At 43.8% G+C, this 14,076-nt stretch carries 7 protein-coding genes; 6 read left to right on the top strand and 1 reads right to left on the bottom strand.

What is annotated here, in order from left to right; all coding sequences use genetic code 11:
* Positions 1-164: 164 nt before the first annotated feature.
* The gene (locus ACSU6B_RS18730; protein ID WP_410887569.1) at positions 165-761 is read right to left on the bottom strand and encodes a TetR/AcrR family transcriptional regulator; all 597 of its coding nucleotides are present in this window, start codon (positions 759-761) and stop codon (positions 165-167) included.
* Positions 762-1,064: 303 nt separating this feature from the next.
* Between ACSU6B_RS18730 and ACSU6B_RS18735 the strand changes: the two genes are divergently transcribed.
* From ACSU6B_RS18735 to ACSU6B_RS18760, 6 genes are all read left to right on the top strand, one after another.
* Complete coding sequence (locus ACSU6B_RS18735) at positions 1,065-2,540, top strand: DHA2 family efflux MFS transporter permease subunit (protein ID WP_410887571.1); 1,476 nt, start codon at positions 1,065-1,067, stop codon at positions 2,538-2,540.
* A gap of 896 nt (positions 2,541-3,436) precedes the next feature.
* On the top strand, positions 3,437-6,049 hold the full coding sequence (locus ACSU6B_RS18740) for an endo-beta-N-acetylglucosaminidase (protein WP_439277436.1): 2,613 nt from the start codon (positions 3,437-3,439) through the stop codon (positions 6,047-6,049).
* Between the two features lie 101 nt (positions 6,050-6,150).
* Entirely contained in the window at positions 6,151-9,156 is a 3,006-nt protein-coding gene (locus ACSU6B_RS18745; protein ID WP_410887575.1) for an endo-beta-N-acetylglucosaminidase, read from the top strand.
* 202 nt (positions 9,157-9,358) lie between these two features.
* Positions 9,359-12,058: an alpha-mannosidase gene (locus ACSU6B_RS18750; protein WP_410887577.1), complete on the top strand. Its 2,700-nt coding sequence runs from the start codon at positions 9,359-9,361 to the stop codon at positions 12,056-12,058.
* 11 nt (positions 12,059-12,069) lie between these two features.
* Positions 12,070-13,401: a glycoside hydrolase family 125 protein gene (locus ACSU6B_RS18755; RefSeq protein ID WP_410887579.1), complete on the top strand. Its 1,332-nt coding sequence runs from the start codon at positions 12,070-12,072 to the stop codon at positions 13,399-13,401.
* A gap of 39 nt (positions 13,402-13,440) precedes the next feature.
* Complete coding sequence (locus ACSU6B_RS18760; RefSeq protein ID WP_410887581.1) at positions 13,441-14,061, top strand: YesL family protein; 621 nt, start codon at positions 13,441-13,443, stop codon at positions 14,059-14,061.
* The last annotated feature ends 15 nt before the right edge of the window (positions 14,062-14,076 follow it).

A 14,076-nucleotide genomic window follows, 5' to 3' on the forward strand; every position in this document is an offset into this window, starting at 1 on the left:
TATCAATATATGGTATTTTTTCTCAGGAAAGTAACCAAATATTTAACTATAAAAGAAACAAAACCCCTTTTTCTTCAGATAACTTTTTAAAAAAGGGGTTTGTCTACACTCTGTCCACGTTTAACGTAGTGCTAGTCAGATAATCCAAGTTCAGTTCATGTAACTTAGGAGTACTTAGCAAAATAATGTTGAAATAAATAATCAATTTGCTCTTCTATGGGAATAGGATTCCAAACAAGGGGCACGTTTTTTTTGCAAGCCATAAGGGACGGAAAAAAGATTGCCGCATGGATTTGCATCATCATCATGGTAAGAATATCAGGGTCTTTCTCACCCGTAATTTCTTGTAACGTATCTTTAATTTTGGTGAATCCCATTGTTTCCATATAATTTTTGTATTCAAATTGCGATTCAAATGAAATATTGCCCTTCCCGAGGATTTCCCGGACGAGTACAGGATACCTTATAACTGAATGTACATATTGAACCATAAAGGTTTTTAATCTTTTCTTTGGAGGAATAGAGTGATCATCTAAAATGAGAAAAGCTTCTCGAAATGAAGCCAGTAACACTTTCAAAGCTTCATTAATCAATTTATCCTTCGACCCAAAATAATAATTTATCAGAGCAAGATTTACTTCCGCTAATGCGGCGATTTTGCGCAGGGTTACATTTTCTAGACCTTCTGTCTTGATTAGTTCCAGTGTTGAATTCAGTATATTTCCCTTTGTTGTCATATCTTTTTCGGAGATTTTGGTCATATTGCAACTCCCCTAATACACTAAGATTGAAAATATATTTGTTAAGAGTGTAAATTTAAACTTTGTTTAATTTTACACTAATACTCTTGTGCTTTCTGTGTCAAGGTTCTTTTTTAATCTTTTACGATTTATACATACCATGAAAAAATTTTCTTGACAGCTAGATGTAAAAGAGATAAGTTTTGTTTAAACACTGTTTTAAACATTGTTTAATTAATAACTAGGACTACTAAGAGGAAATCCTATCATTAACATAATTAACTTCCTGAAGACGGAAATTTTAGAAAAGGAGATGATATTCGTATGTCAGCAAAAATAGAAAATAACAATGAGGCATTTTCCATTAAAACCATCATAGGACCAATGCTAGCTGTCATTGTTGGTATGATAATGGTCATTCTTGATAGTACGGCGATGAATGTTGCACTTCCTGGAATAGTGGAAGATTTTAACTCTGATGTTGCGACCATGCAATGGTCCATAACAGGATATACGCTTGCATTAGCGGCTGTCATTCCTTTAGCTGGTTGGATGACGGACCGATTTGGGGCAAAAAAGATATTTTTAATTACGATCACCTTGTTTACGCTTGGTTCCGTTCTATGTTCTGTTGCACAAAATCCTGAACAGCTCATCCTCTATCGGGTTATTCAAGGGTTGGGCGGAGGAATGGTTGCTCCAATAGGAATGGCCATGATTTTCCGACTTGCTCCTCCGGATAAAATGGGTGCCGTAATGGGAACACTTGGGGTTCCGATGCTATTAGCACCTGCACTAGGGCCTGTTTTAGCAGGATATCTTGTAGAATACGTTACTTGGCACTGGATTTTCCTTATTAATTTGCCAATCGGTATTATTGCACTTTTGGTTGGAATGAAATTCTTGCCGAATGTTGAACGTAAGACCGTACCATCGCTTGATTTTTTAGGAATCATATTAGCACCTATCGCATTTTCCATGCTTGCTTATGGAGTGAGTGAAGGGGGCAAAAGCTGGTCTTCAACGGAAACTCTTACTGGATTAATTATAGGTGGAGTCGCTCTCATTATTTTCATTTTCGTCGAACTTCGTCAGAAGCAGCCTTTATTAGAACTGAGAGTTTTTGGATCATCTGACTTTAGAAAAGGGATTGTGATTGCATGGATTTCACAAATCGCTTTATTTGGGGTTATGATTATTGTCCCGTTATTTTTACAAACAGTTAGAGGCTATGGTGCTTTAGATACTGGTTTAATTCTCCTTCCACAAGCGCTAGCATCAGGTGTTATGATGCCAATCGGAGGGCGTTTATTTGATAAGATAGGTGCTCGTCCTTTAGCCATTACTGGCTTGTCTATTATTACTGCTGCGCTATTTATGCTTTCACGAATTTCTATGGATACAACTACTGGATTTATCATTACTTGTTTAGTGATGATGGGAGCAGGAATGGGTCTATCCATGATGGCAATTAATACCCATGTTCTTCAAGCCGCTCCAATACATCTTGTTAGTCGTGTCACACCATTAACTACAGCTGCTCAACAAGTAATGGTTTCATTTGCGGTAGCAGGTATGACTGGGTTCCTAACTTCAAGAATCACTGATCATATGACAGGAACAACTAACCCAATTGAAGCAGCCGTTGCTGCCTATGGTGACACATTCCTTCTAGCTGCAGGGATTGCATTAGCTGGGGCACTTTTAGGAACAATCCTTAGTAGACCAAAACAACAGCCGGAACATGCACCAGATGATGGAACAAAAGATGCGAATGCCGCAATGATGGCAGGGCATTAAAAAAAAGTTGGATGATCTTTTCTCAATAGGGGAAAAGGTCATTTTTCATTTATATCTAAAACCAGAGAAATAAAAATGTTTATAGTAAAACAAAACATTGTTTCGAAATGGGTTAGGGTATCTTTGTTCGTATAGTTTGGTGACGTGTCCCGTCCCTCTCGTTTTTCGTTGATATAGGCACGATTCTAGTTCAGTCACAACCCAGAGTTCCTTTTCAAAAAAGACGCACTTCGACGTTCTTTTTATAGATTCAATGGAATAAAACCGGGAGTGGTAGGGGGTGAAGGTAATTTTAATTAAACGTTTGTGTAATGTTGAAAAAAGAGAAAGAAAGTAGAATTCTGTTAGTTAGATAGAATGGAGTCATTTTCTGGGGAATATAGTTCTTTTTTCTGAGTATGTCTAAAGATCTTCTCGACAAATATTTTTGTTCCAAGCTGTCTAAAATCCTTTCATAGCGATGTTCTCTTTCTATTTAATCAAACGATTATTTAGTATATCACATACGAAAAATGGTCGATATATGTCCTTTTCAAAGGAAAAGCTCGCAATGTTGGGATAGGGATTAATTTTCATACATCTTTCAACAGTCACTCACATCATGGGTATTTTTAATGGAAAAACCTTAGAGATAATGGAAAAACTAAATCACATTTTATAATTCATTGACGGAGCAAACCGCTCAGAATAAGATGTGAGGAAAGTGCCTTATGGGAATGAATGACAGAAAAAAATCATCGAATGTAAATTTGGTAGCGCTATCATTTTATGGCCTAATGAAAGGAAGCATGCTTACATAAGCTTCAATATAAAAAATAGATAGAGGGAGAGGAGAAACAATGAAAAACGTGAAAAAGGGCTATTTGTGGCTGGTTTTCTTTTTTGGCATCTTTTTTGTGGTGTTATCACCAAACACAAGTCATGCCAAACAACCAGAATCATCTTATTGGTATCCCGAGCAATTATTGAACTGGACGCCAGAGAACGATCCCGATGCTGTGTTTAACCGCAGCCAAATTCCATTGGGCAAACGGGAAGTGCTATACAAAGTAAATGACAATGCCCAGTCAGAAGCAAAGGTAGTGGCTTTGTCAGCACTCAACCCCACAACGAGTGGAGTACCGTCCCAAGGCGGGAAGGAATTTTTGGCGAATACCTTCAGTTATTGGCAATACGTCGACATCATGGTGTATTGGGCAGGGTCTTCCGGTGAAGGGATTATCGTGCCGCCAAGTGCGGACGTCATTGACGCTGCCCATAAAAACGGCGTGCCGATTTTGGGAAACGTTTTCTTCCCACCGACGGTCTATGGCGGGAAGGTTGAGTGGCTGAATCAAATGTTGACCCAGAGGGAGGACGGCTCCTTCCCTGCGGCGGACAAGCTGCTTGAGGCAGCGAGCTATTACGGATTTGACGGCTGGTTTATTAACCAGGAAACCGAAGGCGGAGATGCAAAGACAGCTCAAAAAATGAAGGAGTTCCTTGTCTATCTGCAGCAGCATAAGAGTGAAGGCATGCAAATCATGTGGTACGATTCGATGACGAAGAACGGAAGGGTTAGCTGGCAAAATGCGTTGACCGATCAAAACAGCAGCTTCCTGCAGGACGGAGATTCACGTGTTTCTGACAGTATGTTTTTAAACTTCTGGTGGCGCAACCAGCAGTCTTCTGTTAACAAGGCTCAGGAAATTGGCAGAAGCCCGTATGATTTATTTACTGGGATTGATGTGGAAGCAAATGGAACAAGCACCAACGTTGCTTGGGATGGGATTTTCCCTGAGGGTAAAGCACCATTAACTTCTTTAGGCATTTATCGTCCGGATTGGGCCTTTAAAACGGCAAGCACTATGGAGGAGTTTTATCAGAAGGAAAATGAATTCTGGGTTGGAAAGTCCAAAAATCCTGCTGCAACCAGCAATAACGGGGCATGGAAAGGGATGGCACACTACTTTACGGCTAAAACCGCGATCGAGGAGCTTCCTTTTGTGACGCACTTTAATACAGGAAGCGGCAAGTTTTTCGTTACAGATGGAACGACGGTAAGCGATCAGTCCTGGAATAACCGCAGTCTCCAGGATATCCTTCCGACCTGGCGCTGGCTGAAAGAGGGCGGGCAGGCTGTTGACGTCAATTTCGATTGGGATACAGCCTATTACGGCGGCAGCTCGTTAAAGCTTTCAGGAACAATCGAGGCAGACAACCCAACACATATCAAGCTTTATAAAACCAATTTGCCGATCCAAAAGGATACGGAAATCTCGCTGACATACAAAACAGATTTGAAAAAGCCAAACATGAAACTTGGAGTCAGCTTTACTGACAAACCCGACCAATTTGTGTTCTTTGATGTGAAAAAACTAACGGATCAACCGTGGACGACTGATTCATTCAAACTAAAAAAATACAGCGGTAAAAACGTCGCAGCCATTTCGCTTTTGGTTGAAAGTGACAATGATGAAAAAGATTTTACGACCAATATCGGAGAAATCAAGGTTTATAACAAACAGGAAAAGCATAATTCCATCCATGCTCCGAATGATGCAAAGGTAAATAAAATCGAGTTTAATAAAGGAATCTATGCGGACGCTGCACTTGCTTGGATGCCGTCTGATTCCGATGTGAGCCACTATGAAATTTACCGGAAGCTGCCGAACAATGAAAAAGAGTTTATTGGTGCTACCCCTAATAAGGTGTATTACCTATCCAATCTGAAGCGCAGTGGGAAAGAAAGCAGCACCACGTTGGAAATTGTTGCGGTGAACAAAGAATTTAAACGAAGCGAGCCAACAACGGTTACCTTCGATTGGCCGCCATATCCAAAGCCGGAAGCCGATTTCGGTGCCGATCAAACGGTAGCGGCTCCAGGGCAGGAAATTCATTTTCTTAATCGTTCATCAGAAGTAACAGAAGAGGTGGAATGGCACTTTGAAGGTGGAACTCCAGCAGTGAGTAATGAGGAAAATCCGGTCGTCACCTATGAAAAAGAAGGCGTCTACACGGTTACCCTGATTGCGAAAAACAGCGAGGGTGAAAGTGTCCTGACAAAAGAAGCGATGATTACCATTTCTGAAGCAGCCAAGGACATTCAAAATGTGGCAATGAATAAGACCGCGATCGCCAGTGGACAATGTGCTCCTACTGAAGCAGCGAAGTATGCGTTCGATGGCAAAGTAAACAGTAAATGGTGTGCATTGGGGAATGCTCCTCATTGGCTGCAGGTGGATCTGGGCGACCAGTTTGCCCTTTCCAAGTTTGTCATTCGCCATGCACAAGCGGGCGGGGAACCGCAAGCCTTTAACACCCAGGCATTTAGGATTGAAGTAAGCACGGATGGAGTCAATTGGACAGAAGCTGTCAAGGTGACCGATAATACAGCAGCTGTTTCAGAACACAGCATCGCGTTAACAAACGCACGCTATGTCCGTTTGTGGATTGACAAACCAACCCAAGGCGGCGATACGGCTGCGAGGATATTTGAATTTGAAGTCCATGGATTTCTCAATCCATAACCATGTGGCCATGAGGGACGGTTCAGCTGGCTTTTTCCAGGTGAACCATTTGCGAAAGCCATGAGAACCGTCCCGCAGGCTTTAATTAGAGGAGGAGCAAGATGAGGAGAAATAGAAGCAGGTTATTCGGCCGCATTTTATCTGTATCGGCTGCTTTCATGTTACTCGGTTCACTGGGTGCACCTGGGGCAAAAGCCAGCGTTAATGGGGACGGGTCGGACGTCGTCAATGAGAATTATGCGGACAAGCTTAGTCTAAAGCCTCTGGCCCCGGCTTTTAGGGTGGAAACACTTCTGCAGTGGTCACCTGAAAAGGACCCGGATGCCGAAATAGACCGTGCCAGCATTCCGTTAAACAAAAATCGCTTTAAAGGTTCCCAGGTTAATCCGCTGGCCAATCCAAAGGCTGGCATCACCTCTGCTGCGATTACGAACTGGAATCATGATGAGGCCAGCTCTGTCGGAGGCAATGAATTTAATGTATATGCTTTCGACAACTGGCAATTACTAGATTCCTATATTTACTGGTCAGGAACCAATGAAGGAATTTTTGCGATTCCTACACCGGATATCGTCGATGCTGCCCACCGTAATGGAGTACCTGTTTATGCAACGCTTGGTTTCCCATGGGGCAGGTCAGCTGAAGGAGTCGCTGAAATAGAAAAGTTTACACAACAGAAACAAGACGGTAGTTTCCCAGTTCCCGACAAGATGATTGAAGTGGCGCAATACTATGGTTTTGATGGCTATTTTTTCAATCAGGAGACATATGGTGTCAGTAAGGCAACAGCCGAACGCATGAATGAAATGATGCGCTATATTAAACGAAATTCAGACCTCAATATCAGCTGGTATGACGCTCAGGACAATACGGGAGCAATCAACTACCAGGATTCCATCAACAGCAAAAATGACATGTATGTGAAACCGGCAGAAGATGGGGTATATGCCGTTGATGAGTTCTTTTTAAACTATAACTGGACAACCAGTAAGATTAACACCACCGTAGAAACGATGAGAAGCCATAACCGCAGCCCGTTTGATGCCTATGCGGGTTTTGAAATTCAACAGAATTCTTATAATACCAAAATTAATACCAATGCACTGCTCGATGAAAAGAAACAGCCAAAAGTGTCGATTGCCCTTTATGCGCCAAACTCGACAATGGGATTAGCGGCTGATCCTGCTGACTTCCATGAAAAAGAAAAGGATTTATGGACAGGTCCGCAGGGTGATCCCACCCGTGCAGATGATTCGGCTGATTGGAAAGGGATGGCGCGTTTTGTCACTGATGCATCTGTTATTCAATCGAAGCCGTTTACCACTAACTTTAACAGCGGCCACGGAAAACAATATTTTGTGAACGGGAAAATCGCCAATGACCTTGAGTGGAATAACCGCTCTATCCAGGATATCATGCCGACATGGCGCTGGTGGATCCGGAGTCAAGGCAGCAGAATCAAGGTAGCCTATGATTTTGATAAAGCCTTTAACGGAGGCAATTCCCTGAAATTTAGCGGTGCACTCGAAACGGGTTCTGTCAATGACACGATGCTGTACAGTTCAAAACTTCCGGTTAAGGACACAACTAAGGTCCGTGTTGTTTATCAAAACCAATCGGGAGCGGATGTGTCATTAGGTGTGGCCTATAGTGAAGACTATGCACAAAACAACATGAAATATTATCCGCTGCCTAAGTCGGGTGATGGCTGGCAGACAGCGGTTGTTGATCTTGGAAAGGATGCTGGGAAAACAGCCTATGCGCTAAGTCTGAAAGTCAACAACGCTCAAAAAATGGAAAACTACTCGATTCATTTAGGCGAGCTGTCCGTCTATGATGCCGCAGCAACCGTGCTGACGAAACCTGCTGATGTGAAAGTTATGGAAAAGATACCGAAAACAGCCTTTGAGGCGGAAGCCCGCCTAAGCTGGTCCGAGCAGAAGAATGTCTTGCATTATGAGGTTTACCAGGAGAATGCTGATGGTGTGGAAACACTATTGGGCGTAACACCGAATAACTATTTCTATACACCAAATATTACGAGAACGATTGAAAATGCTTCGGCCGATAACATCACGAAACTGAAAGTGGTGCCGGTCAATCAGGATTATGTACGCGGTCAAGACGCCACAATTTCTTTTGATTGGGGCATGGGGACGGATGCAACAGAGATCGAGAAAAACCCTACATCGCCGAATGTGGCGTTAAAGGCAAAGGTAACCTCTGTCTCAGCGGAAAATGCGGCAGAACCGGCCTCTAAAGCACTGGACGGAACAGCCCTCGCAAATAGTAAGTGGTGCGCAACCAATATGAAAACCGGATATATGACCATTGATATTGGTGAAGAGAAAACGATCCGCCGCTGGCGTGTGGATCATGCGGAATATGGCGGGGAAGCCAATAACATGAACACCGTCGATTTTGAGTTGCTTTATAAAAATCAAAACGGCGAATGGGTCAGCGCCAAACGGATTACCGATAATACGAAAGCTGTGACAGATATAGTGCTAGATCAGCCGGTTACGGCAAGGGAATTCAAGCTGCAGATTTATAACAGTGGTACTTCCCCTTGGGGAGCGATCCGTATCTATGATTGGAAAATGTTTGAAAGTGCTGCTTTGCCGAGAACAGAAAACGTGATGATGCATTTTGTAAAGGCGGAAAACAATGCTGGAGCCCAGGATAAGGTAACGATTGAAAGAGTGAAAAAAGGTCAAACCGTTCGATTATATAAGTCCTTGGATGCAAAGGATATTCTGGCAGAAAAGACGGCCGACCAAGACGGAACCATTGCCTTTGAACAGTTGGATTTCGGTACTGAGGCCGGAAGAATCTATTATACCGTCCAGCAGGAGGATGAAAGAGAAAGCCTAAGGTATAGTGCGGCTTACTTGTACGAAAAGGTAACCGAAGTCATTCATCAAATCAACGCTCTTCCTGATGTGGATCAATTGACGTTAGCTGACAAGCATCGTGTCAACGACTGTAAAGTGGCCTACAACAAGCTTCATCCAAACGTAAGAAGCCAGGTCACAAACTTTGACCGAATGGTTCAGTTACTGGATCGGATGGAGGAATTAAAAAAGGACTTTAATAATGGAAATTAAATAAGAGAAGGGGGCAGCCCTCATTGCAGGAAAGCAATGAACGGCTGCCCCCATTTTTCATGAACTATTTTTAGATACACTGTAAAATCCATAGGACTTACTAGTAATCTATTGCTCGAAAATCCTAGCTTGTTAAAATGAAGTCAAAGCAAAATGATAGCGTTTTCGCAAAACTGAAATATAGGAAAGCGGGTAAGATTCAATGAATAAAACTGCACATATTATCTCCCACTCCCACTGGGACAGGGAATGGTACTTGCCTTTTGAAAAGCACCGTTACTACTTCATAAAGCTTATGAATGATTTGATCGACCAGTTCAAAAAAGAAGGAAATATGTTTCAAGCGTTCCATCTTGATGGCCAGACTGTTCTTTTGGAGGACTATTTTGCCGTTCATCCGGAAAACCGGGAGATCGTTAAACAATTAATCCAAGAGAAAAAGCTGCATATCGGACCGTGGTATGTGCTGCAGGATGCTTTTTTAACAAGCTCTGAAGCCAATGTTCGGAACCTGCAAATCGGTATACATGATGCCAAAGCCTATGGGCATGTCTCAAAAATTGGCTACTTTCCTGACACTTTCGGCATTTATGGGCAGGCGCCCCAGCTTTTAAAGCAAGCGGGGATTGATACGGCGGCCTTCGGAAGGGGCGTCAAACCGACCGGCTTTAATAACACGGTGTCGGATTCTCCTGATTATGAATCTCCTTATTCCGAGATGATCTGGAAATCACCGGACGGCTCGAATGTACTGGGTATTCTTTTTGCCAATTGGTACTCGAACGGAAATGAAATCCCGGTGGACGAAGCGGAAGCGAAGAAATTCTGGGATGTAAAGCTCCGCGATGCCGAAAAGTATGCGTCCACCAATCAGTTATTGTTTATGAATGGATGCGACCACCAGCCGCTGCAAAAAACGATTCCGCAGGCCATTGAAACCGCATCCCGTTTATATCCTGATTACACGTTTAAGCATTCAAGTTTTGATGAATATACGAAGGCTTTAAAAGAAGCTCTTCCAGAGAAGCTGCAGGTCATTGAAGGCGAATTGCGCAATCAGCGGACCGATGGCTGGTCCACTCTTGTCAATACCGCATCCAGCCGGATTTATTTAAAGCAATGGAACAACCACTGTCAAACCCTTTTGGAAAAGATTGCCGAACCGCTCGCTAGCATGGCCTTTTTAGCAGGCGGGACTTACCCAAGGGAATATCTCCGCTTCATGTGGAAATCATTGATGAAAAACCACCCGCATGACAGCATTTGCGGCTGCAGCGTGGATGAGGTGCACCGCGAAATGGTGACCCGCTTTGAAACGGTTTCGGAAATGGGAGAGGTATTTGTCCAGGAGCATGCAGCGGAGCTTGCCCATAAAGTTGATACTTTGGGCGCACCAGAGGGCGGAATTCCCTTTGTTGTCTTGAATACAACGGGTTGGAACAAAGACGAAGTCGTCACGAAAACAGTCGATCTGGAAAAAGTGTATTTTTCCCAAATGCATTTTGAAGAAATTCCGATGTATTTACAGGAAAAAGACTTGCCGGCCTACAAGCTGGTGGATCAAGCCGGCAAGACCATAGAATTTGATTTAGAAAACCCAGTGGTTGAGTTTGGCTTTGATTTACCGGATGACAAATTCCGCCAGCCGTTTTTTGCCAAACGGGCCAAGCTGTCCTTCTTTGGAGAAAAGATACCGGCATTCGGCTACAAGACCTTCTATCTTATTCCGCAGGAGCAGCCGGCCGGGCAGCATCCAGAACACTCGGCGGATGGCGGTATGGAGTTGGAAAATGAATATGTTCACCTCCTTTTTCATGAGGATGGCACCTATGATCTAACGGATAAAGCAGCCGGCATGACTTTCCGTCGACTCGGTCTTTACGAGGACACAGGGGATGTCGGGAATGAATATATGTTCAAGGAAGCAAAAGGACATGATCCGATTACGACAAAGGGTGTGCCGGCCGAATTTCGTTTCATTGAAAAAACACGGCTTCGAACCGAGCTTGAATTTACGCACACCTTAACGATCCCGGTTTCTGCGGATGACCGACTGGCGATCGAACGGAATCATTTGATTTGGCATAAGGAAAGAGAAGCAGGCAGATCGTGCGAAACGACGACCATCACGCTGCGTACCGTTGCCACTCTTGAAAAAGGAATGAAGGGTCCGGCCTTCAAGCTGACCATTGACAATCAAGCGGCCGATCACCGCATGCGTGTCCTTTTCCCAACAGGATTGCAGACGGAAACGCACCAGGCGGACAGTATTTTTGAGATTGTGACACGCCCGAATACACCGGAAAAAGAATGGGGAAATCCAAGCTTCTCTCACCATCAGCAGCGCTTCGCCAGTCTTGCGGATGACGAAGTAGGCTTAACCGTGGCCACGGATGGTCTTCAGGAATATGAAATCCTGCCGGCGGACGGAACGATTGCCCTCACCGTACTTCGCTCGGTTGCAGAGCTTGGCGACTGGGGCTACTTCCCGACACCGGAGGCTCAGTGCCTAGGGATTCAAACAGCCGAATGGCAAGTGCTCCCGCATGAAAAAGATGTGGTGGCGTCAAAAGCATTTGTGGAGGCTTATCAATATAAAGTTCCACTTCAGGTTATTCAGACAAGTGCCCATGAGGGAACATTGCCAGCTGACCATCAGTTTGTGAACTGGAAGTCCGAGGGCCTTGCGTGGGCATCGATGAAAGTGGCGGAGGAATGTGATGACGTGATGATTCGCTGGTTTAATCCGGCGCTAACGAGTAAAAGTCTAAAGGCATCGATCAAGCCGGATTTTAAATCTTATAAGAGTACGATACTTGAAGAACAAACCAATGATTCTAGCGACCAGTATGAAGTGGCTGGCTATGAAATTATTACACTAGGTTTTCAACCAAAGCGATAGGAGAGAGAAAGATGACAGCACTAATTCCAGAATCGATGCAAAAACTGATCCAACATGTGAAGGAATGCTTTCCTGGGGACGAAAAATTACACCATATGTTCGAGCAATGCTTTGTTAATACGTATACCACGACGCTGAAAAAGCTGGAAGACGGAAAGACCTTTGTCGTCACCGGCGACATTCCGGCGATGTGGTTAAGAGACTCTGCAGCACAAGTGCGCCCCTATTTGCTTGCTGCAGAGGAGGATGAGGAGCTGGCCGAATTACTCGAAGGGGTGATTCGCCAGCAATTCGCCTTTATCCTGCATGACCCTTATGCCAATGCGTTTAACGAAACGGAAAATGGCAGGGGGCATCAAACCGATCTTACCGACATGACCCCTCATATTTGGGAACGGAAATACGAAATAGACTCGTTATGCTATCCAATCCAGCTTGCTTATCTGTTTTGGAAGTCAACCGGCCGTACGGCTTATATAAAAGAAACGCTCCAAGAAGTGCTGGAGACAATCATTCATGTTTGGAGAACGGAGCAGGATCATGAAAACAAGTCTCCTTACCGGTTTGAACGGGCCGATGTGCGCCAGTCCGATACCTTGACCCGCAAAGGAAAAGGGGGGCGTGTGGTTCCGACGGGAATGACCTGGAGCGCCTTCCGCCCAAGTGATGATGCCTGCACATACGGATACCTGGTCCCGGCAAATATGTTTGCCGTTGTCGTGTTAGGGTATGCGGCTGAAATGTGTGATGAGGTGTTAAAAGATTCTTCCTTAAAAGAAGAATGCTTAAAGCTTCGTGAGGAAATCAGGCAGGGGATTGAACAATATGCGAAATTGGATCATCCGATCTACGGTGATATGTATGTCTATGAAACCGATGGGGAAGGCCGCGTTAATTTAATAGATGACGCCAATGTGCCAAGTTTGCTTGCGGCCCCGTATTTAGGGTACATCCCATTTGATGATCCGACATATGTAAATACACGAAAGTTCCTTTTAAGCAGGGATAATCCCTATTATTACGAAGGGAAGTATGCCAATGGCATAGGCAGCCCGCATACGCCAGACCACTATATTTGGCATATTGCCCTTGCCATCCAAGGGATGACCGCGACAAATGAAGAGGAAAAACAGCAAATCTTTGCTTATTTTAAAAACTCAGATGGCGGTACGAATTTTATGCACGAAGGCTTTAACGCCGACTGTCCTGAGGAATTCACAAGGGACTGGTTCGCGTGGGCGAACACGATGTTTAGTGAATTCGTGCTAAGTTTATCAGGTAAAGCAGTGAAAGGAAGTCCGCTTTATCATCAATTCATGAAAAATTACAGCAATCAAGCTTAAGTTTATTTTTGAGCAGGTTATTGGAAAGGGTGGTGCCGTATGAAAAAAGTTCCATGGATCATTGTCGTTTGTAAATGGATATGGAGGGCAATCACAGCAAATTTATGCTGGATTGCCTTTACCGCCTTGGGACTGGGGGTATTTGGCTTTTTCCCTGCCACTGTTGCCCTGTTTACTATAGTCCGTAAATGGCTGAGAAAAGATACAGATGTCCCTGTTTGGAAGACGTTTAAGCATGTGTATTTCAAAGAATGGAAGCGAAGCAATGGAATAGGCCTTGTTTTTTACATCATTGGCCTTTTTCTGTTTATCGATATTAGGATTACAGAGAGCTTTATGTCAGGTGTTTTTGCTAGTTTTATTTCGATAATCCTTTACATCCTAGTGATTGTTTTAATAGTAGCTGTTGGCTATTTCTTTGCCATCTATGCCCATTACGAGCTTTCCAGTAAGGAATATATCAAACAGTCCTTTCTCATTACCGTAACGGGTCTACCTTCAACCATATGGATTGGCGCCGGTTTTTTTGTGATTGGCTACCTGATCCATCAGGCTCCTGGCCTCATCCCGTTTATTTCTGCGGTGGCTCCTGCCTTTTGGATAATGAGGGTATGTCTCAGCCGATTTGTCTTTTTAGAGAAAAGAGCACAGCAGTATTAACGATATGGAAAATAC

This window comes from Neobacillus sp. C211, from assembly GCF_051842875.1.
In the GTDB taxonomy this organism is placed as follows: Bacteria; Bacillota; Bacilli; order Bacillales; family Cytobacillaceae; genus Neobacillus.

Coding starts and splice junctions, on each gene's coding strand:
- ACSU6B_RS18730 (WP_410887569.1), bottom strand. CDS start 761: ATGACCAAAATCTCCGAAAAAGATATGACAACAAAGGGAAATATACTG.
- ACSU6B_RS18735 (WP_410887571.1), top strand. CDS start 1,065: ATGTCAGCAAAAATAGAAAATAACAATGAGGCATTTTCCATTAAAACC.
- ACSU6B_RS18745 (WP_410887575.1), top strand. CDS start 6,151: ATGAGGAGAAATAGAAGCAGGTTATTCGGCCGCATTTTATCTGTATCG.
- ACSU6B_RS18750 (WP_410887577.1), top strand. CDS start 9,359: ATGAATAAAACTGCACATATTATCTCCCACTCCCACTGGGACAGGGAA.
- ACSU6B_RS18755 (WP_410887579.1), top strand. CDS start 12,070: ATGACAGCACTAATTCCAGAATCGATGCAAAAACTGATCCAACATGTG.
- ACSU6B_RS18760 (WP_410887581.1), top strand. CDS start 13,441: ATGAAAAAAGTTCCATGGATCATTGTCGTTTGTAAATGGATATGGAGG.